The following is a 21014-nucleotide window of genomic DNA, read 5'->3' as shown; positions in this document are numbered from 1 at the left end:
TTGCTCTTTGGCATGTACCGGCAATTGATGAACGAGCAGGAGCTGCAGACAGATCAACATCTCGCGGCTGAAAAAGCCCGCTACCAACAGATGGCACTGACCTTAGATCGAAGAAGCTTCGGTATACAGGTCAAGACAGCCGATCCTAAAACGGCTCTTGTCGTATGGCGTAACTCTTTCGATTTGGTTGGCGCACTGAGTTTGATGCCCGATGATATGCCTATGCTGCCGCAAACCCGTGAGTTCCCGATATTGACCGGTGGTCCGGATAAGCTACATATTCTCACCGGTGGCTTAGTCATGACCCGCTATGGCCCGGTTTTAATCGCTACACGAACCGATCAGCTCGCAACCTTGATAGACAGATTCGTTAACGCTGCCATCACGGCTCTGATGTTAACCATAGTGCTGACTCTGGCCTTAGGTTATCTGTTTTCTAAGGCGATCTTACGCCGTCTGGTGCAATATAACCGTCTTAGCCGTCGCATCGAGCGGGGTGAGTATTCGACACGTTTTCCTGTCAGTTGGCGCCAGGATGAATTTGACATGCTGGCCAGCAAGTTTAACCGGGTGCTGGACACGCTGGAAAACAACTTGGCGGCAGTGAGAGGGGCGACAGACAACATTGCCCACGATCTCAGAACGCCTCTGTCACACTTAAGGATAGGTTTAGAGCAGCTGCCTGACAGGTCCTGTGAAGAGTTGCCCGAAGCCTGTGCCATATTGACCGAGAAGTTAGATCATTGCCTGGCGACGTTCGATGCCATGCTCTCACTGACCCGTATCGAAGAGGGGCAGCAGACATTAGAGTTACAGGAGCTGAGTCTAAAGCTTTTATGTGAAGACCTGTTTGAGATGGCCGAAGCCATGGCTGAGATGAATCAGCAGACTCTTTCGGTTACCACGGGAACAGACGTTAAATTAACCGGTGACAAGTACCTCCTGTTCCAGGCTCTGTTTAATCTGGTCGATAACGCGATCAAGTATGCGGGTGAAGGTGCGCATATTGAGATAGTGCAGCAGGGGAGAGAGATACAGATCCGCGACAATGGCCCCGGTATTCCCAACGAAGCGAAAGATAGGGTCTTCGAGCGTTTGGTCAGGTTAGACCCGAGTCGCCACAATCAGGGCACAGGGTTAGGGTTATCGTTAGTGAAAGCAATTTTGGCCAGACATGATGCGCGGGTTAAGTTAATGGATAACCAGCCCGGGCTGATAGTGAGTATTACTTTCTAGTGCACCAATATCTTATTTTATATATAGACAGTGAGCAAACGATAGATGTACCAGATAATTGCAGATGAAGCTGATTTTTTAGTGATATCTAAATCCCACGATGTCCACTTTCACAGTCAGGATGGGACGGCAGGGGTTATGGCCCAGGTTGAACAAGATCTCGGGGTGAAACTCTTCTCGGTTCATCGCCTCGACACCCTGACTTCCGGGTTATTGTTGTTTGCCAAGAGTAGTCGGGCCGCAGCCGAGTTTACGCAGCTCTTCACTGAACATAAGGTTCAGAAATATTACGTGGCGATAGCGAAAGGAAAACCAAAGAAGAAGCAAGGTTGGGTGGTCGGAGATATGGCCAAATCTCGTCGCAGCATGTACAAGCTAATGCGTACGATGGAGAACCCTGCGATGACACAGTTTTTTTCTCAATCTGTTGCCGAAGGCGTTAGGTTGTATCTGCTTAAACCTTTGAGCGGAAAGACCCATCAATTAAGGGTGGCACTTGCCAGTATAGGCGTGCCGATTTTAGGCGATAGGCTTTACGGTGGCGGCGAGGCCGACCGGGGCTACCTGCATGCTTTTAGCTTAAGTTTTATCTTTCGCGCTAAAGCGTACCAATACTTGAACTACCCGGCGCAAGGCGCTGAATTTACAACTCCTGATGCAATTAAGCAGTTGCAAATATGGTCGGAGCCTGAGAAGTTAGATTGGCCAAAACGAAAATGAATTATTTTTAGGGAGATTTATTAATGGACACCAATAAGCTTTTACTCATTATTATCGCTATCTTGCTACCCCCCGTAGCCGTATTCCTGAAATCGGGTGTAGGTAAAGACCTGTTGATTAACATCATCCTATGCTTGCTCTTCTTTATTCCTGGTCTGCTGCATGCGCTCTGGGTTGTGACTAAGTAACCTGCTCAGTAGAGGGTGTTTGACAGATAAAATGCAGCCAAATGGCTGCATTTCTATTGAGAGGCAGTAGGTCTGTACCAATTAGTCTATCTCTCCTGTAACTATTTTCTCATAGACGCCATTCGAGTGGATAATCTCTATCCCCTTGTCTAATGCCTTTGCGAGTGCTTCAGAGCCTGGATGCTTTCGAGAGAAGGCAAGGTGGATTCTGCTCTCTTTATTCGGGAAGCCTCTATATAAGCTTGTTGAGTCCAACTTCATCTTATTCAGGGTGTACTTTGCCACTTCATCGTACATGATCACGGCATCGACTCTGCCAGCCAGCAATATATTGATGAGTTGAGTCTGACTGGAGACTTTAAGCTCTCTGAATCTGTGCTGCTCATGTTCGAATGTCTGCCCATATTCGTAGCCGAAAATCCGTCCAACTTTAAAATCGTCAGGAAGATCGTTAATGTTGGCGTATTGAGCCCCATCTTCCGGACGGAAAAAGAATGAGGATTTAGCCATGAACAGGGCTGAATTGCCAAATAGATAAATAGCCTCAGTGGAGGCTTGTTTGCTCACATTAAACCCGCCAACGACATTGCCACTCTTAATATCGTAAAGCACTCTTGCGTAGGGCAACACCTGGATTTTCGGTGTAATACCAACGGCCGAAAATGCATGTTTTACTATGGATGTCGACAGACCCTCTCCCATTTCATCGGCATAGGGAGGCCAGCTATTTTCTACCGCTATGATAGGAAAATATGCCGATTCTTGAGCGGGAGCTTGTCGCTCTGCGGCTGCGCTGCTTAAGCTAACCAGAAAAACAAGAAGGGGCAGAGTCGCCAGAGATAAGTGTACCTGTATTGTCATGGCAAGGCTTAAAGTTAATAGTTCGTTTAAGTAATGCTAATATAAATCTGGTGTAGTGCAAATAAAAGATGGCGTGTGCATTTAGGTATTATGTGCGCTGCTGATATATAATGGCCTGCTGATTAAAGCGTTGACCGGGCCGCAAGATGAATCGAAAGAAAAAGATTAACCAAACACTTAAAAGCAAAGCTAAAAAAGCCAATGCCAAGCTGCACGGCCATAATAAACCCAAATATATCTCTAAAGATGAGCGTGCCAGACTCGCCTTAGAGGAGGTACAAGCAAGCCCTATTGCTGCAGATTAATCTAAATCTGTGCCTCTTCGGGCCAGGTTACTTTCATATACATCTGTAAAACACCTTCAGCTTCCCATTCTTGCGGGTTGTTAATTCACCTATGTGGTGGATTATCATCCTGATGATGTGTTTTTTCCTCTTTATTTGCGACGAATATGCCTTTTTGCTAATTCGGCAATACCGTAAACATGGTGAGTTGTGGCAGAATGCCCGGCTGTCTCATCATAGGTACCGAACATCTCTCTTTGTTAGGTACTGACCGAAAGAAAGTAAAGTTATTGATAGCCTGAATTCTGATGTTTCAGGTTAGCGCAGTTTGGCTTTACATATTCAAATAGGAGTTTCATGAATACAGTTTATTCAATAGGTGAACTAGAGTCGTTCTTAGTGGCTATTTTGGTGCTTTTCATTGGCCATTTTGTCAATCGTCACGTTGCCTCATTCAGGAAATATAATATTCCTGAACCTATCGTCGGTGGCCTGATTGTCGCCGCGATCATCACAATTCTGCACTTTAACAATGTTGCATTGGAATTTACTCTGTCGATGCAAAACACCCTGATGCTGATGTTTTTCAGTACGGTTGGTTTAGCGGCAAGTTATAAGTTATTGCTCAAGGGAGGCAGTAAGGTCTTTATCTTCTTAGGTATCGCTTCTCTCTATATCGTGATCCAAAATGCCGTGGGTGTCAGTTTAGCTACGACGCTGGGATTAGAACCTCTGATGGGGTTAATTGCCGGTTCTATCACCCTGTCTGGTGGTCATGGAACGGGGGCTGCGTGGGCACAAACCTTTTCAGACACCTACGGCATCAACACCCTCGAGTTCGCCATGGCTGCGGCTACATTTGGCCTGGTCATGGGCGGGATAATCGGTGGTCCGGTAGCACAGAGGTTGATCAATAAAAATGATCTGCTCTCTTCATATGGCGTAGGCGGTAATCACCATAAAGATCACCCAGATCTTCTCACCTACGATCAGTTAGAAGAGGACAGGGTGACGGCTAAGAGTATCCTCGAGGTACTCTTCCTGCTGCTTCTGTGTGTAGCGGGTGCTAAATGGATCGGTTCGCTGGTTTCTACTATGGATATTGGCTGGCTGAAAATGCCAGACTTTGTCTATGCACTGTTTTTAGGTGTGGTGATCACCAATATCACTGAGTTATCCCGTGGTTATAAGATAAACAGTGAGAGTGTCGACGTTCTGGGTACGGTATCTTTATCTCTGTTTTTGGCTATGGCACTGATGAACCTGAAACTTTGGGAAATATTCGATCTTGCCGTGCCTTTATTGATAATCCTGTTGGTGCAAACCATCACCTTAGCGTTCTTTGCTTATTTTGTGACGTTCCGACTGATGGGAAGTAACTATGATGCCGCCGTGATGGCTGGTGGTCATTGCGGCTTTGGTATGGGGGCAACACCTACGGCCGTAATGAATATGGGTGCACTCGTTTCGAGAACGGGGCCGTCGCCGCAGGCCTTCATGGTCGTACCAATCGTCGGGGCTTTCTTCATCGATATTGTGAATGCGATTATCCTGCAGGGCTACTTAAGTTTTATCGGATAAGCTTGAACTAAACCAATAGCGCGAGCTCTCCCAAATAAAAGCACTTCTTTTTGAAGTGCTTTTTTGTATCTGTTCTCAATTCCTTGCTCCCCAACTCATTCCCTCTAAGAAGCTGACAAGTCAGACCGCAGGAACAATAACTAACAAATAATTTACAATCGGTGCAATCAAACAGGGTCTAGTATTCGTTATAGATATGAACACTTCATTTTCTATAAGGACAGAACGATATGAACTCTACTAACAAAGCTCTCGGATTAACTGTGGCAGGTATTTTGGCTGCGGGAATATCCATGGGGGCTAACGCGGTTCCAGAACAGCCCACGCAGTGGGAAAAATGTGCAGGTATTGCCAAGGCTGGGGCAAATGATTGTGGTGCACTCGATGGCAGTCATGGCTGCGCCGGACAAGCTAAGTCTGACAACTTACCCAATGAGTGGGTCTATGTGCCTGCCGGAACGTGTGAAAAGATCACTGGCGGCGTCATTAAAGCCGTGAAACCGGCTAAATCCTGATGAAACGGGGGAGTCTGAACGGTGCGGGAATTGGCCTGCGCATCCCCCATGTGCAGCAGATCTTAGCTGCCGATGAATCCGATATTCCATGGTTTGAGGTGTTGGCGGATAACTGGTTAGTTGAAGGAGGGCTGAATAAGCAGATGCTCGAGGCCATTGCCGAACGTTATCCTCTGGTGCTCCACAGCGTAGGCCTTTCCTTAGGTGGTTTGCCTGCCATAGACCTGGACTATCTGGCACAAATCAGAGCGTTAAAGGAATCAACGGGCGCCCTCTGGTATTCGGAGCATGCGAGCTTCTCTGGTAATGCCGGACGTAAGGTCCCCGATCTCTTGCCCTTACCCTACACCGAAGAGGCGGTGAAACACCTGAGCCGACGTATTATTCAGGTGCAGGAGTTTATGGGTGAAAGAATTCTGCTTGAAAACGTGTCTACCTATGTAAGCTGTCAATTTAATGAGCTGACCGAAGGAGAGTTTCTTGCTGCTGTGGCGAAAGAAGCCGATTGCTATCTGCTGTTAGATATCAATAACGCCTATGTCACGGCTAAGAATCTCAATCAGGATATGCAGGCGTTTATGGAAGCTATTCCGGTGGAGCGGGTGAAGCAGATCCACCTCGCGGGTTTCCATGACAAGGGAGACTTTCTGCTCGATGCCCATAACCATCCGGTAGACAAAGATGTATGGCAGGAATTCGAGCATTTTATTGCCAAAAATGGAGCCATACCCAGCATGATCGAGTGGGATAACGACTTACCACCACTGGAGAGGTTGCTCGCCGAACGAAATATCGCAGCGGCGATATTACAGGCCGCCGATGAAAATCGGCACCCGAATGGTAGTCGAACCGATTCTCGCGGGAAAGCTGAGGGAGACAGAGGGGTAGGACAATGCGCTTAGCTCAATGGCAGAACTCATTTATGGAGGCGCTCAGTCCGGAAGGCTGTGATGAAGAGTTCCTTTCACTGGTAAACCCCCGTGAGTCAGCCCGGTTAGAGATATATCGTAATAACACCCTACAGGCCTTAAAGGCGACTTTGATTAAGGCATTTCCTATCTGTGAGCAGATTGTCGGCGAGGGGTGTTTCTCTAAGATGGCTCAGGATTACCTTAACGTTAATCCTATGCAGGAGAGTAATCTTAACCATTATGGTGAAGGTTTTCCCCGGTTTATTGAGGAGATACTTGAAACTAACTTAGCATTTAATGGACTCGAATATCTCCCCGAGCTCGCTCAACTCGAGTGGTTGCTGCTTAAGAGTTATTATGCCGCGGACGGTAGACCCTGCCTCGAATTGGCTGAAATAGCTGGACTTAGCGAACGACAGCAAGAGAATGTCGTTATGATATTGCGTCCCGATATTTTTATACGAAGTTCAGGTTTTCCTCTATATGAGATCTGGCTGAATCATCAAGAGCGCAATGCTCAAGAGCACAGTGACCATGTTGAGATTGATATGCCTCAGGAGCATTATCACTTCTGTATCTATCGTGATCCCTTTAAACCCAGAGTGGAGCGCATATCCCGCCTCGGGTATGAGCTGTTAATGGCGTTCGATGCCGAAGTGACCTTAGGAGTGATGACGGAGGCGTCTTTTGATATGACGGACCTGGCGGAATTCATCGCTAAGGGCTGGATATGTGGATTTCGCCTGCGAGAGCCAAGATAAATGTTGTCTCGCGAGCAGCTTCACGGCCTGTATCGTTACTGTTTCTGTTTAACGACCGAACGCGGAAGTGCGGAAGATCTACTGCAAACGTCGCTGGAGAAGTGGATTCGACGGGGTAAAGAGGTTGAGTATTCCCATGCCTACATAAGGAAGATCATTCGTAATCAATTTGTCGATGATTGCCGTCGCAAACAGAAGGTGGCATTCGAGTCTATCGAAGAGCATGCGCCGATTTTACTCGATGAAACGTCTTTAGAGACATTGCAGATACAGCATCACCTCATTGAACAAGTGCTTAATTTATTGAACTCTGCCGAACGAGAGGTGCTCTACCTGTGGGCCATCGATGGCTTTAGCGCATCAGAAATCAGCGAAGATCTTAATCAGCCCCGAGGGACGATTCTGTCCCGTTTACACCGAATAAAGCAAAAGGTTGCCGATGCGAGCGAAGAGCAGAAGAGGCGTTTGTTCGGGGCTTCATCATGAACAAAAAAACAGATAAGATGGATACCTCATTTAAACAGTCGGCAAAGCAGTTTATCGAGCAGCAGCGTCTCGATGATGAAAAACTGACGAAATTCGAACACTTGCTTGCGGGTCATATGGCAGAGGAGTCACCGGTAGAGTCATCATTCGATAATAGTAAAGGGCAAGTCGAAGATGTCAGCAGCTCGAAGATGCGCCTGAGATCTTATATGGCTCTGGCAGCCAGCCTTATTTTAATTTTGACCTTGAGCCTCAATTTTTACCCAGGGGAACCCGCTATGAGTTGGAAGATTGCCGATGAAGTGGCGATGAACCATATTAATATGAAGCCCCTCGAAATCGATTCTCAGAGAATCGAGCCAATACGTGAGTATTTTACCGAATTGGATTTTTCAGTTGTGAAGTCTAGCCTATTTTCGAAGCAAAATAACCAGTTGCTCGGCGCCAGATACTGCTCAATTCAAGGTGTTAGCGCGGCTCAGATCCGTTATCAATCAGATACCGGAAATAAAGTGACGCTTTATGAGGTGGGTTATGATGCAGAGCTTTACGGGAAATTACCGAATGTAGAGTCCGGAGAGCAGGCTCTGGAGATCTACGTCAAAGGGATAAGGGTATTACTTTGGGTAGAAAAGGGGCTATTGATGGCCGAGGCTCAAAGTATCGATTGAGCCTGGCATATCAGGCTGATGTAGAGCGGACTCCTCATAGCGGGAAAAATTTTGATTCCAGGGCTTGCCAACGGGTTTCATCGGCGCAATGGGGAACATGATGGAGCAGATAATTGAGATCGCCTGTGTGTCTTAACTGGCTCAATACCATCATATGTTGTTGCAAGCCGTTATTCCGCTCTTCCCGGTAACCATAGCCGTCAAGAAAGGCATTAAATATTCCGGGCTCTCCCTGTGCAAACAGTAGGGCAGGAGAGGCAAACTCAAACAGTGGATCGGGGCAGACGAGGGCGTCACCAAAATCAAAAATTCCTACGAGTCGGTAATGGCCCCCTCGGGCCGCTACCAGCAGGTTACCCGGATGTAGATCGGTATGGATCAGGTGCATCTCCTCGCTCTTCAAAAAAGTATCTAGCCTGGAGATATGCTGTTCCAGATAGGAGGTTAAACGCTCAAGCAAGGCGGTGGGAACTTGTTGTTTCTTGCGTTTCGCATAGCAATGCTTTCTCTGTAACCGAACAAATTCCGGCCAATCCAGTTTTATCTCTGGGATCCCGGCTACATCGAGTCGGTGTAGTCGGGCACTGAACTGACCGAGAGCATGGGCTATCTCCAGTTTATTCTCTAAGGCTAGTGTGGCCATTACCGATGACAGCATTACTCCTTCGAGTTTCTCAATGATTAAGTAGTACCAGTTATCGACCTCTCCCGAGTAGAGCAATTTAGGTACGGCGATTCCTAAATCTTGACCATTGAGTAATTTGAGGCTGTGATATTCGCTCTGAAACTGGCTGTGCCAGTTTGGCGCGAGAACCTTAACGATATAAGCTTGCTCTTCACTTTGCTCAGAGTTCAATGTCAGCTCAAACACAGGATTAGTGCCTTCGAAGTTCTGAGACACTTGGGAGACAGTTATGTTGTGCCGGTCGATGATGATATCGAGCAGAGGTTGCCAATCATTGAGTTGCCAGTGATCGCAAATATCACAAGCCTCATCATAACTAGGGTTGAGGGGTAATCTTGTCAATGGCATCGGGCGTATTCCCTTCTCTTCATTTGTCTATGTTGGTTTAGTGTTTGTGAATAAGTCACGATTTAGAGGTCACAATATGTAAATCTAATTGTAACATTTGGTGAGGGGTTTGTGATTTTGTTGGTTTTATGCGAGGTAGTGAATTCATCACAGATAAGAATGGGTTAGTATGCGGCGATAATTTTACTTAATGTGATATGGCTTAATATGAGTTCAATGTTAAAGATATCGTTGGCTGCTGCAGTCTTGTTGACCGTCTCGGGTTGTGCAACTCAGAATGATTGGGGAGCGGTGGGTGGTTCAAAAAGTGATGCCGTTGTGCGGCTAAGCTATGAGCTGGGGGCATTGGATAAGCATACTCCAGACGAGAGCGATGGGCTTAAGTTAGCGAAGCTGCGCTGCGGCTACTGGGGATTTTCCGGGGCTAAGCCGTTCGATGTGGAAACCAAGACCTGTGCCGATGAGCAATGCCGTTCTTACACGATCACCAAAGAGTATCAGTGCGTTGACTAAGAATTTAAGCCGTTGAGATTGAGTGGCGATTAGATAGTGGCTTATCTAATCGCACTGTCTCAAGATTGGTGTCCTATGAGCTTGCGGACTGCTACTTCTCTGCTTCCTGTTTAGCACAAACTGAACAATTAGCCTGTTTCGCTATCTTCATCTCGCGAAACTCCATCGTCATGGCATCGATCATTAAGATGCGACCTATGAGTGGTTTGCCCATATTCGAGATGACCTTAATGGCCTCGGTGGCTTGTAAGCAACCTATCATGCCGACGACCGGTGCCAATATCCCTGACTCGACGCAGGTGAGCATTTGTTCACCAAATAACTTGCTGAAGCAGTGGTAGCAAGGGTGTTCACCTTGATAGTCAAATACTGTGACCGTCCCTTCCATGCGGATGGCGGCGGCGGACACCAGAGGTATCTTATGAGTAAAGCAGCTTTTATTGAGTTGCTCGCGTACAGCCACATTATCTGTGCAGTCCAGCACCAGAGTATGTTTAGCGACTAGCTCATCCAATTCAGGATCGTCGAGCACCGCGTTGATGGTGTCGATCTGAATATGAGGGTTGAGCTGGCTTAGTGTCTCTCTTGCCGATTCGACTTTTGGCTGGCCGACATTCCTGTCCTGATGTAATACCTGACGCTGAAGATTAGAGATCTCAACGGTATCGAAGTCGACGATTGTCATCTGCCCAACACCCGCAACGGCAAGGTATTGAGTGGCTGCACAGCCAAGACCGCCGGCGCCTATAACCAGGACTCTGGCGAGTTTTAACCTCTCCTGTCCGTCGAAATCCATCGCCTTGATGGAGATCTGTCGACTGTATCTGAGCATCTCACTATCGGACAAAATCTCATCGGTATCTTGGGTCGAGCTCATATTGCTTTATTCCTGAACGAATAATGAAAATCGTTGTGTCTGTATCTATTTGCTAAGCACTTATTTTAGCTAAGCACTTATTCTAGCAAAGTACTGAATTAAAAGGTTCAACCGTGACCATGGTGCCATCGGCGGTATCACCCTGTTCCTGACTTAAGATAACGAAACAGTTGGCCAGACTCATAGAGGTGAGCATGCCGGAACCTTGGCTACCGGTAATGCTGACTTCGGCTTCATCGTTCTCGTTCGTACTCAGGATGCCACGCTGATATTCGACGCGACCCGGGAATTTACGCAAATTGCCTTTAAGCTTGGCCTTTAACTGTAATGGTTTCACTTGAGGCAGGCCCTGCATCTTATTTAACAGTGGCCAAACGAGCTTATAGAAGGTCACCATAGAGGAGACCGGATTGCCGGGAAGACCGCAGAAGATAGCCTTGCCCAGGTGGCCGAAGGCGAAAGGCTTTCCTGGTTTGATGGCCAGTTTCCAGAAGGTGACCTCTCCCTCTTCGTCGAGGATTTGTTTAGTGTAGTCGGCATCACCGACAGATACGCCGCCTGAGGTCAGTACCATGTCGGCATTGGCCGAGGCGTTGCGAAAGGCATGACGTATCGCTTCAGGATCGTCTTCAATCACGCCCATGTCGATCCATTCAACATTAGCACGACTCAACAGGCCCTGAATGCTGTAACGATTGGAGTCGTAAATCTGTCCCGGTGCGAGTTCGGTGCCGATGGGGCGTAATTCATCTCCGGTGGAGAAGAAGGCGACCTTTATCTGGCGGGTGACTCGGAGCTGGCTTGCACCAATCGTCGCGAGTACGCCCATCTCGGCTGCGCCTATCTGAGTCCCGGAGACGAGTACCTTACCGCCGGGTTTCACCTCTTCGCCACGGTAGCGTACATTGGCGCCCTTAGCTTTAGGTGCTTCAATGAAGATTGAATTCTCTTTAGCTTCGACCTTCTCCTGCATCTGCACCGTGTCGTATCCATCCGGAACGGGAGCTCCGGTCATGATGCGAATACAGGTGTTGGCCTTCGGTACCCCTTCAAACGGGTGTCCGGCAAAGGATTGCCCTATCAACGTCAGACTTTCATTACCGGCAAGATCGTCGAAACGGAAGGCGTAACCATCCATAGCTGAATTATTAAAAGGAGGAAGATCGATGCTGGAGGCTAAATCTTCAGCCAGAACGCGGCCTAAGGCGTGGGAGAGCTGCACAACTTCAGAATCATCTACAGTGTTTACCTGCTTGAGGAGTAGGGCGATCGCTTCATCTGGATGCATAAGACTTGGTCGAGAACATGGATCTGCTTTACTGGGCATCGGGCTACCTTAAGATACGTGAATACAGGCGAATAGAGTCAAAAGTTGTCGCTCATTATGCCACGGTGAATCAAGAAGGCCATGATCTCAACTGCAGTTTTTAATCGGTATGAATAAGAATTGTATGAAATTGTTTTTTGAGAGGAATACGACTGCATCCATGCCGTCGTATATCAAAAGCATTCAACGCAGCGTAATAGGGCAAAGCCCTTTGCCTTAAACATCCGCCGCACTACGTGAGCTCCTCAGAATTTCCACTTCTGCTTTGCGTTGTCTTAAAAGGGAGCTGCCATCTCTTCATCAATGCGCCTTGAATTGAAAAATCTAAGGGGCTCTGAATTGATGACATATTTAATGCTGTTGGTATTAGCTTAGCCTGCGGTCGAGACCGCCGATCCCGGGAGGGGCTGAAGCTTAACTTGCTGGCCATCGAGTAAGGTTTCGGCACCACGAATAACGACGGTGTCACTCTCGGTCAGGTCGCCATTGACGGCAATCCAGTCCCCCTCACCATCGCCGAGTTCGACCGGGATCTTCACCGCCTTATTGTCAGTGTCTATCTTAAACAAATAGGCTCCCGCCGAACGAAGTACGATAGCATCCCTTGGCACTAAGGTGGTGAGCTGTTTAGGTGCGATAGGCAGAGCCAGAGAGACGAGCTCGCCAACACTGAATGCATCTTGCATTTCAATTGGGAGATCGATGCGAGCCTCGAAGGTTTGTGAGCGAATATCCGATACCGGGATCAGGCTGCGTATATTGGCGTGAAACTCGCCTTCTGTATGATAGATATGGAGCTCATCTCCCACCTTTACCCGTCGACTGTGCTTCAGAGGAGCATGTAGACGTATCTCTAAGTTGTCGGGATCTGTCATCGCAATGATTGCAATCGAGCGGCTAATATCTTCTCCTGCCTGATGTTTGCGTTCGGTGATGATCCCCGAGAAGGGGGCTTTAACTTCGGTGCGGCTAAGATCATCCATGATCATCTTCAGCTTTATCTGTGCCAGTTTAAGGTTAGCTGCTGCCAAATCTCTGTCTGAACGTGACTTGTCCAATTCAGTTTCGGAAGCGCTTTTGCTGGCGATCAATTTTTGCAGGCGTCGGTATTCGCGCTCAAGCCGAGTCAGGCCGACCTGCTCATACTCTATCTGGGCTTCCTGTTGCTCTTTTAGTAGTGATAGTCGAGTCTTTTCCAGTGTCGCGACCACCTCTCCCGCCTTGACTCGGGTCCCCGCCTCCTGAACCCACTCCAGTTTACCCTCTATGCCTGCTGTTAACTCTGAGCTACTACGGGAGTGCACCGAACCTATCACCATAATTTTAGGTGATAGCGCCCGATTCTCTACCGAAACGACACTGACTAAGCTGGGGGGCGTTTCCTCCTTTTTATCACCTTCGGCAGCGATGACTGCGTGGGGGGAGAGCAGTGACAGAGTCAGTGATAATGTGACAATCGTTGGGATAAAAGTAAGCAGTTTCATCACTTGGCTCCGGAGTCGGTTGCAGTAGAGTGAGTTAAAGGGTTGTGAGTGGTTTGAGTGTTGCGTGCAGATAGGTGGGTTAACCTCAATAGACTCGGTATTAATATCAGGGTAAACAGCGCGCTGAATGTCATGCCGCCAACAATGACTGCCGCGAGTCCCCGGTAGATTTCGCTACCGACGCCAGGCACCAGCATGAGTGGCAACATGCCAAAGATAGAGGTGAGTGTACTCATATAGACAGGGCGTGCCCGCGTGGCAACAGCTTGATAGATAGCGTCGTCGATATTGAGTCCATCCCTGGTTCCCTGGCGCGTCTGATCGACTAACAGGATGGCGTTGTTGACTACTAAGCCCAACAAGATGATGAAGCCGATCATCGTCAGTAGATCTAAGCTTTGAAAACTAAACAAGTTTAGTAGTCTAAGGCTAAGTACGCCACCACAGATGGCCAATGGCATAGAGAGCAGTACCAGCAGGCTGTCTTTAGCCGATTTAAACATGGCTGACATCAGCAGGAACAGAATGACGACTGCCAGAAGGAAGTTAGCCCCCATATCTTTTATTGTTTGGTCCAGTTTGTCGGCACTGCCACGGAACTTGAGCGAGCTGTTCGTCGGCAGGCTGGCCTTTAGGCTGGGAACCGCCTTTTCATTGATGATCTCCAATGCTTCATCCAGTGACATATCGGCTGGTGGAAATATCAATAAGCTGACGCTGCGTTTGCCATTAACTCTCTGCAGCTGAGTCGGACCCACTGTACGTTTGATTTTTGCCAGTTCACCTATTGTCTGAATGCCTGCGGCTTGGGTATAGACAGGTGTTGCGGATAGTTGCTCCGGGACTTGCCATTTGGGGCCTTTTAACAGGATATCCATGCGTTCGTTACCATCGAAGTATTCTCCGACAAACAGGCCGGAGGTATAGGCTCGAATGGCATTGGCAATCTGGGTTCGATCCACTCCGGCCTGAGCGAGTCGTCGCTCGTTTGGAATAAGCTGAAGCTCGGGCTGCGCCATGGATAATCCCGGCAGTGGTCGAACGACGGCGCCGGGAAGCGCATCGGTGATAAGCTTCATGCCTTTACCGGCAGACGTCATCAAGGCTTCCATATCGGGTCCTTGCAGATCGATATTGATAGCCCGGCCGCCGTTAAAGCCAAACTGCAGCAGCGAACCTCGGTTGGTAAAAGCTTGGGTATCGGGCAGGCCGATTAATATCTCATCGTTTAGAAGTTTGATCATCTCATCGGCTTGTGAGGGATCTTCAGGATAGATAAATAGCACGTTAAATGCCGAATACATGGAGAAGTTATAGCCCTTGATATAGGGAGACTTCTCCTTATCGTAGTAGGGCTTGAGTCGCTCAATAATCACATCGCCCACCTCTTTCTCTAAGGTTTGTACGTTGGATCCGGGAGGTAGTGAGAAGAAGGCAAATATGCCATCTGAGCGCGCTTGAGGCAGAAAGTCCGGACGTGGCATCAGTGCAAAGGTCATGATGCCACTGCCGATGATCAGTAGGGCACACCAGATTGTGGCCCGCTTCTTATCACCGGTGAGCGTACGAATAAGCCGAGTCAGTTTGGACCATAAGTTCGGTCTGTTCATCTGTGGGGCCGCTTTCCCGGGGAGTTTTAGCCACAATAGACTAAAGACCGGAATTAAGGTGATCGCACTGATAAAGGATGAGACTACGGCAACAGAGAGTGTGAGGGCCAGGTCGGAGAAGAGTTGCCCCTCCACTCCGGGCATAAAGAGTATAGGAACAAAAATGGCGACCGTGGTGGCTGTCGACGCCATGAGTGCACCCTTTACCTGTCCGGTGCCCTCCTCAATTGCCTGTCTGAGCCTGCTGCCTTGCTGCAGAAGTCGTACTATGTTTTCCTGAACGATAATGGCGGCGTCGAGCACCAGGCCGACGGCAAAGGCAAGGCCAGCCAGAGAGATCACATTCAAGGTGCGTCCCATGGCCTCGAGAGAGAAGAAGGCGATGAGTAGTGCGACAGGAATAGTCGAGGCGATCATTAAGGTCGCGCGGAAGCTGCGCAGGAAGGCAAACAGGATCACTAAGGCTAATAGTACCCCTATCGCCAAGTTGCCTTTAACCAATAAGATGGCGCGTTTGATATGTATGGAGGCATCGAAAGAGAGGTCCATGACCAGGCCTGCCTCTTTCAAGGCTCCGGCATTCAGTTCGTCGATAGCGTCGTTCACACCGTTGAGTACGGTAACGGTATTGGCATCGAAGGTACCTTCGATAGTCATATAATAGGCCGGATAGCCATTACGCTTAGTAAAGCCCTGAACCTCGGCGCTTGAAACTGCGACGTCGGCGAGCTCGTTGATGTACACCGGACGCCCATCGTTATAGGTGACGATTAGGTTACCTAAATTCTCCGGCGTGTATTGGCCGATAAACCTCACCATGTATTGGCGACGACCTACGTTTGCCGTACCGCCTGAGATGTCGGCGGCACGTGATAAGGTATTCCGCAGCTGCTCCAGTGTGATACCCAGTGCGGCCGCGCGATAAGGATCAAACAGAATGTGCAGCTCTTTAGGGCGTCGGCTCTGCAGTTGTACGCTCCCGACACCGGTTATCTGCCTGAGTCTGGGCTCTACAATATCGTCGATCAGTTTTTGGTACTTTGCGAAATCGGTATCCGGGTTATCGGGTGCCATACGAATGAGTAATGAGGCCAGATTAGGTGTGCCTCTGCCGCCACCGACATTAATAAAGGGCTCATTGGCATCCAGCGGGCGAGGCGGGGTTTGATTGAGGGCGTTGATCACATTGATCATCGCCTCTTGCATATTGCTTCCCACCTCAAAAGTTAATGAGACCCGACCAAATCCTTGAGAGATATTAGATGTCATCTCTACCACACCGGGAACCTGTCTAAGGACATTCTCCTGAGGTTCTATGATGTTAGATTCCATCTCCTGCGGCGCCGCTGAGCGCCAGTTGTTGAAAACTGAAATTTGTGGACGCTGAATATCGGGCAGTAACTGAATAGGTAACTTGGCGATGGCCAGGGCACCAAAAATGGCGATCAGCAATAAGGTGACTAAGGTGCCTGCGGGATTATGGGTACTTATTCGAGTCAAATTCATTGTCTTTCCTGACACTTAGAGAGTCTGTGGGAATGGCTCTCTTTCTTTGAAGGTCATTTTTCTAATGACAGATAGTAGAAGGTAAGTGTTAACAGGTCTGCATCATTTGGTTAGCAAATGTTACTAAGGTGGTGTTGGGCTAAGTTTTACAATCTTTAATGATAATTATTAGTATTTAAGAAACAGTGGTTTAAGTAAATTTCATTGCATTTTCACTCCAGCTTGATGACAATGACTTAGCCCAAATAGTGATAGGAATTAAAATGCTGGCACAAACAATGATTGATCAATTAAACGCTCAAATTAATGTTGAGTTTTTCTCTTCAAACCTTTACCTGCAGATGAGCGCATGGTGTGAAGACAAAGGTTTCGAAGGTGCGGCTAAGTTTATGCGCGCCCATGCAGACGAAGAGATGCAGCATATGCATCGTCTGTTTACTTATGTTAGTGAAACTGGCGGTATGCCATTGCTTGGTGCAATCGAAGCACCACAGTCAGAGTTTGCTTCTTTGTTGGCGTTATTTGAATACACCTATGAACATGAGCAGATGATCACCAGTAAGATTAATGCACTCGCTCATGCGGCTTTCACTAATCAAGATTACTCTACGTTTAACTTCCTTCAGTGGTATGTCTCTGAGCAGCATGAAGAGGAGAAGTTGTTTAAGTCAATTGTCGATAAGATCCGTTTAGTCGGTGAAGATGGCAAAGCCCTGTTCTTCGTCGATAAAGATCTGGCGCAGATGGCTATCGAAGAGTCTGCCAGTGTTATGACTTCTGCGGGTGAATAATCTCTTGGTTGGCTAGTGTTGCTGGTTTTTTGCCAGTAGTTTTGCCTGATTCAGAGCCGTTCGCATAGTGACTAAGGAGCAGATTTTCTGCTCCTTTTTGATCCCTTAACGCCATTGATATCTCTAGAGCGCCGAGCACCTTTGCAGCTCAACTTCTTGCCCCGATTTCAGGTTATCAGCCAATAACTCGGTCAGCTCATCGATGGGGCGTGGTCTGGAGATCAGGTAACCCTGTCCAAAATTACAACCTAAGTTTTGCAAGAATTCCCACTGCTCCTCGGTTTCTATGCCTTCGGCAACGAGTTTCAACTCTAAGCTCTGCCCCATCATCACAATCGCCTTGATCAGGTTGGCATCCGATTGTCGCTCCAGCATATTATCGACAAAGCTCTTATCGATCTTAATTACCGAGATAGGAAAACGTTTGAGGTAACTCAGTGAGGAGTATCCGGTACCGAAGTCGTCAATATAGATATCGATACCGAGATCACGAATAGCCTCCAGTTTTTGCTGACACTGCTCGGTATCATCCATCAGCATGGACTCGGTGATCTCAATGTGCAGGTATCGAGGTGCTATCTTGTGCTTTTGCAGCATACTGTCCAGCAGAGAATCAAACGAGACCTGATTGGAGTTGATAAGCTGTCTGCCTGAGACATTAATCGCCATGTTGATCATAAAGCCATTAGCATGCCAGTGGCTTAGATCTGTGAGGGCTTGCTGCAATACCCATTCGCCTATGGGTTCGATGAGCCCGGTTTCTTCTGCAACTGGAATAAACTTATCCGGTGAAATGAGTCCATACTTAGGGTCGCGCCAGCGAATAAGTGCCTCGACGCCTATGACAGTTCGACCGTCCATATTGACTATGGGCTGATAGAACAGACAGAACTCTTCCTGTAGTACGGCGCGTCTGAGGCGTTGTTCCAGTTGCACTCGCTCCAACATATTACTGTTCATGTTTGCAGAGAAGTAGCGGTAACTGTTACGGCCATCGCCTTTTGCCTGATACATCGCCGTTTCGGCATTGCGAGTCAGCAGTTCGCCGTCAGCTCCATTTTCAGGAAATAGGCTTACACCTATGCTGGCAGAGATCATCAACTCATTATTACTGAGTCCAAACGGTGAAGATAGGTGGTCAATGACATTTTCGACAAACTGACGTACCTCATTCCTGCGTTTCACATTGGAGAGAATAATGACAAATTCATCACCACTGAGGCGAGCGACAAAATCATGTTTACCTAAGAGCGACTCTAATCTGGCGGCGACCAGACATAGGAGTTCATTGCCAACCGCATGGCCATAGATGTCATTGGTATACTTAAAGCGATCGAGATCAATAAAAAGAATAGCAAGTTGTTGAGACTGCTGTTTTGCAACGGACATCTCTTGTTGTATCTTCAACGAGTATTGGTGGCGGTTGGCCAGATTCGTGAGTGGATCATAGTTTGTCTTATACCAGATATCTTGTTCATATTTTTTACGATTACTGATATCGAGGAAAAGACCGATATGATGGGTGATCTCTCCCGCTTCATCTCTGACGACTGTGATGGCCAGATATTCCGGGTAGACTTGACCATCTTTACGTTTATTCCAGATCTCACCTTCCCATTTATCCAACTCTTTCAGCGACTTCCACATGGAGTCATAGAAATGATGTGGTTGTTGGTTGGAGTTTAATACGGATGGGTTTCTGCCTTTTACATCTTCCAGACTGTAACCGGTTATCTGAGTAAATGCGGGATTAATCAGCTCGATATGGTTATCTTGGTCGGTAACCATGATCCCTTCGGCAGAGTAATCGAATACGGCTGCAGCCAGGCTGAGCTGACGGTTAGCCTTGAGGCGCTCCTTAAGCATAAGGTTAAGTGCCAGAGACATCCGGGCAATTTCATCATTACCTATGACCGGCACAGTAAGCTCCAGATGAGGGTCGTGTGCCATCTTCTGCATATCGTTGGCGATACTTGCAATACTACCGACCAGGTTTCTCACCATGCTACGCCCCAGAAGGAAAAGCAGTAGAATGGTGAGCAGAGCGGTCAGGATCCCTGTCACGAGATAGATGATAGATTGATTTTTTTGTTGGGAACTGAGTTTGGCTACCTCGTCTGTGATCACCGAGCTGACCCGGTGCAGATGATTGATTCGCTCGCTGGCAATTTCCCACCAAACCTCGCTGTCGACGCTGGGGGCTTGATACTGAAGGAGTGATAATGCGTTGAGCATAGGTTCGTCGTCTATACGTATCCGGTTATCTTGCTCCTCTATCGTGAGCTTTTGCTGTTTGAGTATCCGCAGCTGGTCGATATGGATGTCGTAGTTATTAATGGTCTCTGCAATCTGCTTTATCGCACTAAGCTGTTTATCGCTAAGATCTGAGTGCTGTCTGAACCTGGCTAGCTGAAGGTTTATCTGCTTTAGATTATTATTGAAGCTATCGAGATACTCTTGGTCTCCTCTGAGGAGATAGTTCTTGAAGTCATGAATCAATCCACCATAACCCATAGATACACTCATCTCTTGTGCCTGTTCGACAAGCTCTATCTGAGTCTTGACATGCTGGCGCATAAGAAGATAGTCGAGATTAGATTTACTCGTTAATAGGTCCTTGATTAAATTTTTGTTTTCATCGGTGGCTGTCGATAATAGCTGAGAGACTGCGTGATCTAATTCGTGCTCTATCGTATTTATGCCGATATAGGCGCCGGCTTCCATAAGATTTGCCGATAGCAGCCGATTCATGAGCCCACGCTCTTTTCCCGCCAACTCCTGGATCATGAGGACATTGATCAGATCGTTATAGGCTCTTGCCTGCGGGACATCTTCGGTCTGTTGCTGTAATTGGGAGATAAAGATTAATAGCTGATGATTGAACTCTGAGTAGAAGTGAAACGATTCCTTTTCCAGCTTCCTAGTGACATCTTCACGGACTAAGATAATCTCATGACTCATGGTTTTTATTTGATTCAAGCTGTCCCGTAGGGGGGCAATCTGGTTTTGATTGCCTTTTAGCGCCCGGTATAGCTGCTGAATAGCTTGACCTGTCAGCAGTTGAGACAGGTGCTTATCGGTATCGACCCTTTGGGTTGTAAGTCTTTTCCGGTATTTATCACCAGCACTACCTATATAGCCTGCGGAGAGACCGCGCTCTTTTTGTAGTTCGAAAATCAGGTTTTCAACTTCTTGAGTTATCTCAATAGCCAGAGAGTTTTTTTGAGCGGATTGATAGCTGTCTGAAAGGTGCAGCATTCCCATAGAGCCAAATAGTGTGAGTAACAGCATTGGAATTGAAGCAAACAAAATTAACTTTTGTTTCAAGCTAAGCCAATTCATTACTGATGACATTTAAGTGCTCCGTGCCAGTGTTGTTCTACGGCGTTTTCAGGTGTCTATCGCGACCGTAAAATATTGGGTCACGGATAAATATCATAGCTTTATAGATGTGTCACAGTTATTTCATGGAAGTCTAATCTAGGTCACGGTTTATTTTCCTGGCGTCAAAGATTCGACTAAAGCATTATTTTTGTTATATTTATCAATGATAATATATGTGATTGTTTTATAAACAGGACAGTGGGGTGTCAATAACCATAATTTTCATATGGTTATTGACGCTAAACAAAAAGCAGGGGGTTCTGCTTTTTGTTTAG

Annotated in this window: 19 protein-coding genes; 12 read left to right on the top strand and 7 right to left on the bottom strand. The window is 47.5% G+C overall.

Annotated elements, in window-relative coordinates:
- Nucleotides 1-12 precede the first annotated feature (12 nt).
- From SSED_RS22920 to SSED_RS24400, 3 genes are read left to right on the top strand one after another with little or no spacing between them, the layout of a single operon-like run.
- Complete coding sequence (locus tag SSED_RS22920; protein ID WP_012144720.1) at nt 13-1236, top strand: sensor histidine kinase; 1224 nt, start codon at nt 13-15, stop codon at nt 1234-1236.
- Nucleotides 1237-1281: 45 nt separating this feature from the next.
- Nucleotides 1282-1956, top strand: a complete 675-nt coding sequence (locus SSED_RS22915) for a TIGR01621 family pseudouridine synthase (protein WP_012144719.1) — start codon at nt 1282-1284, stop codon at nt 1954-1956.
- A 23-nt stretch (nt 1957-1979) separates the two neighbouring features.
- Nucleotides 1980-2144 (top strand): YqaE/Pmp3 family membrane protein, encoded by a 165-nt coding sequence (locus SSED_RS24400; protein ID WP_012144718.1) that lies wholly within the window; start codon nt 1980-1982, stop codon nt 2142-2144.
- An 81-nt stretch (nt 2145-2225) separates the two neighbouring features.
- Here SSED_RS24400 and SSED_RS22905 read toward each other — a convergent pair whose 3' ends face one another.
- The gene (locus SSED_RS22905; protein ID WP_012144717.1) at nt 2226-3005 is read right to left on the bottom strand and encodes a substrate-binding periplasmic protein; all 780 of its coding nucleotides are present in this window, start codon (nt 3003-3005) and stop codon (nt 2226-2228) included.
- A gap of 146 nt (nt 3006-3151) precedes the next feature.
- Here SSED_RS22905 and SSED_RS24395 point away from each other — a divergent pair, with 146 nt between their 5' ends.
- The 7 genes from SSED_RS24395 (at nt 3152) to SSED_RS22875 (ending at nt 8214) form a co-directional block, all read left to right on the top strand.
- Complete coding sequence (locus SSED_RS24395) at nt 3152-3310, top strand: DUF2986 domain-containing protein (RefSeq protein WP_012144716.1); 159 nt, start codon at nt 3152-3154, stop codon at nt 3308-3310.
- A 336-nt stretch (nt 3311-3646) separates the two neighbouring features.
- Nucleotides 3647-4870: a sodium/glutamate symporter gene (gene gltS / locus SSED_RS22900; protein ID WP_012144715.1), complete on the top strand. Its 1224-nt coding sequence runs from the start codon at nt 3647-3649 to the stop codon at nt 4868-4870.
- A gap of 230 nt (nt 4871-5100) precedes the next feature.
- Nucleotides 5101-5385 (top strand): BufA1 family periplasmic bufferin-type metallophore, encoded by a 285-nt coding sequence (locus SSED_RS22895; protein ID WP_012144714.1) that lies wholly within the window; start codon nt 5101-5103, stop codon nt 5383-5385.
- On the top strand, nt 5385-6287 hold the full coding sequence (gene bufB / locus SSED_RS22890) for an MNIO family bufferin maturase (protein WP_012144713.1): 903 nt from the start codon (nt 5385-5387) through the stop codon (nt 6285-6287). Before SSED_RS22895 ends, bufB begins: the two co-directional genes overlap by 1 nt.
- Nucleotides 6278-7057 carry an HvfC/BufC N-terminal domain-containing protein gene (locus SSED_RS22885; RefSeq protein ID WP_012144712.1) on the top strand — a complete coding sequence of 260 codons (780 nt, stop codon included), beginning with the start codon at nt 6278-6280 and terminating at the stop codon, nt 7055-7057. The genes bufB and SSED_RS22885 overlap by 10 nt, the downstream gene beginning before the upstream one ends.
- A complete protein-coding gene (locus SSED_RS22880) occupies nt 7058-7543 on the top strand; it encodes an RNA polymerase sigma factor (protein WP_012144711.1) in 486 nt (161 codons plus the stop codon). It begins immediately after the preceding gene.
- On the top strand, nt 7540-8214 hold the full coding sequence (locus tag SSED_RS22875) for a DUF3379 family protein (protein WP_012144710.1): 675 nt from the start codon (nt 7540-7542) through the stop codon (nt 8212-8214). Before SSED_RS22880 ends, SSED_RS22875 begins: the two co-directional genes overlap by 4 nt.
- 34 nt (nt 8215-8248) lie before the next feature.
- Here the strand turns inward: SSED_RS22875 and SSED_RS22870 are convergent, their stop codons facing one another.
- Entirely contained in the window at nt 8249-9247 is a 999-nt protein-coding gene (locus SSED_RS22870) for a phosphotransferase family protein (RefSeq protein ID WP_012144709.1), read from the bottom strand.
- A 216-nt stretch (nt 9248-9463) separates the two neighbouring features.
- Here SSED_RS22870 and yecR point away from each other — a divergent pair, with 216 nt between their 5' ends.
- Nucleotides 9464-9760: a YecR family lipoprotein gene (gene yecR / locus SSED_RS22865; protein WP_049772142.1), complete on the top strand. Its 297-nt coding sequence runs from the start codon at nt 9464-9466 to the stop codon at nt 9758-9760.
- Between the two features lie 91 nt (nt 9761-9851).
- Here yecR and moeB read toward each other — a convergent pair whose 3' ends face one another.
- The 4 genes from moeB to SSED_RS22845 all read right to left on the bottom strand — a co-directional run bounded on the left by moeB (nt 9852) and on the right by SSED_RS22845 (nt 16564).
- Nucleotides 9852-10637 carry a molybdopterin-synthase adenylyltransferase MoeB gene (gene moeB / locus SSED_RS22860; protein ID WP_012144707.1) on the bottom strand — a complete coding sequence of 262 codons (786 nt, stop codon included), beginning with the start codon at nt 10635-10637 and terminating at the stop codon, nt 9852-9854.
- A gap of 82 nt (nt 10638-10719) precedes the next feature.
- The gene (gene moeA, locus SSED_RS22855; protein WP_012144706.1) at nt 10720-11964 is read right to left on the bottom strand and encodes a molybdopterin molybdotransferase MoeA; all 1245 of its coding nucleotides are present in this window, start codon (nt 11962-11964) and stop codon (nt 10720-10722) included.
- 371 nt (nt 11965-12335) lie between these two features.
- A complete protein-coding gene (locus tag SSED_RS22850; protein ID WP_012144705.1) occupies nt 12336-13448 on the bottom strand; it encodes an efflux RND transporter periplasmic adaptor subunit in 1113 nt (370 codons plus the stop codon).
- Nucleotides 13448-16564: an efflux RND transporter permease subunit gene (locus SSED_RS22845; RefSeq protein WP_012144704.1), complete on the bottom strand. Its 3117-nt coding sequence runs from the start codon at nt 16562-16564 to the stop codon at nt 13448-13450. The genes SSED_RS22850 and SSED_RS22845 overlap by 1 nt, the downstream gene beginning before the upstream one ends.
- A gap of 263 nt (nt 16565-16827) precedes the next feature.
- On the opposite strand from SSED_RS22845, the gene ftnA reads away from it, so the two are divergent.
- A complete protein-coding gene (ftnA, locus tag SSED_RS22840; RefSeq protein ID WP_012144703.1) occupies nt 16828-17355 on the top strand; it encodes a non-heme ferritin in 528 nt (175 codons plus the stop codon).
- Nucleotides 17356-17478: 123 nt separating this feature from the next.
- On the opposite strand, the gene SSED_RS22835 is transcribed toward ftnA, so the two are convergent.
- A complete protein-coding gene (locus SSED_RS22835) occupies nt 17479-20709 on the bottom strand; it encodes an EAL domain-containing protein (RefSeq protein WP_012144702.1) in 3231 nt (1076 codons plus the stop codon).
- Between the last annotated feature and the right edge of the window lie 305 nt (nt 20710-21014).

Origin of the sequence: Shewanella sediminis HAW-EB3 (genome assembly GCF_000018025.1) — a bacterium.
Lineage (GTDB): Bacteria > Pseudomonadota > Gammaproteobacteria > Enterobacterales > Shewanellaceae > Shewanella > Shewanella sediminis.
The sequence above is the reverse complement of the archived record's forward strand: the minus strand, read 5'-3'. Positions and strand labels throughout refer to the sequence as shown.

Coding starts and splice junctions, on each gene's coding strand:
- SSED_RS22920 (WP_012144720.1), top strand. CDS start 13: ATGTACCGGCAATTGATGAACGAGCAGGAGCTGCAGACAGATCAACAT.
- SSED_RS22915 (WP_012144719.1), top strand. CDS start 1,282: ATGTACCAGATAATTGCAGATGAAGCTGATTTTTTAGTGATATCTAAA.
- SSED_RS24400 (WP_012144718.1), top strand. CDS start 1,980: ATGGACACCAATAAGCTTTTACTCATTATTATCGCTATCTTGCTACCC.
- SSED_RS22905 (WP_012144717.1), bottom strand. CDS start 3,005: ATGACAATACAGGTACACTTATCTCTGGCGACTCTGCCCCTTCTTGTT.
- SSED_RS24395 (WP_012144716.1), top strand. CDS start 3,152: ATGAATCGAAAGAAAAAGATTAACCAAACACTTAAAAGCAAAGCTAAA.
- gltS (WP_012144715.1), top strand. CDS start 3,647: ATGAATACAGTTTATTCAATAGGTGAACTAGAGTCGTTCTTAGTGGCT.
- SSED_RS22895 (WP_012144714.1), top strand. CDS start 5,101: ATGAACTCTACTAACAAAGCTCTCGGATTAACTGTGGCAGGTATTTTG.
- bufB (WP_012144713.1), top strand. CDS start 5,385: ATGAAACGGGGGAGTCTGAACGGTGCGGGAATTGGCCTGCGCATCCCC.
- SSED_RS22885 (WP_012144712.1), top strand. CDS start 6,278: ATGCGCTTAGCTCAATGGCAGAACTCATTTATGGAGGCGCTCAGTCCG.
- SSED_RS22880 (WP_012144711.1), top strand. CDS start 7,058: ATGTTGTCTCGCGAGCAGCTTCACGGCCTGTATCGTTACTGTTTCTGT.
- SSED_RS22875 (WP_012144710.1), top strand. CDS start 7,540: ATGAACAAAAAAACAGATAAGATGGATACCTCATTTAAACAGTCGGCA.
- SSED_RS22870 (WP_012144709.1), bottom strand. CDS start 9,247: ATGCCATTGACAAGATTACCCCTCAACCCTAGTTATGATGAGGCTTGT.
- yecR (WP_049772142.1), top strand. CDS start 9,464: ATGTTAAAGATATCGTTGGCTGCTGCAGTCTTGTTGACCGTCTCGGGT.
- moeB (WP_012144707.1), bottom strand. CDS start 10,637: ATGAGCTCGACCCAAGATACCGATGAGATTTTGTCCGATAGTGAGATG.
- moeA (WP_012144706.1), bottom strand. CDS start 11,964: ATGCCCAGTAAAGCAGATCCATGTTCTCGACCAAGTCTTATGCATCCA.
- SSED_RS22850 (WP_012144705.1), bottom strand. CDS start 13,448: ATGAAACTGCTTACTTTTATCCCAACGATTGTCACATTATCACTGACT.
- SSED_RS22845 (WP_012144704.1), bottom strand. CDS start 16,564: ATGAATTTGACTCGAATAAGTACCCATAATCCCGCAGGCACCTTAGTC.
- ftnA (WP_012144703.1), top strand. CDS start 16,828: ATGCTGGCACAAACAATGATTGATCAATTAAACGCTCAAATTAATGTT.
- SSED_RS22835 (WP_012144702.1), bottom strand. CDS start 20,709: ATGTCATCAGTAATGAATTGGCTTAGCTTGAAACAAAAGTTAATTTTG.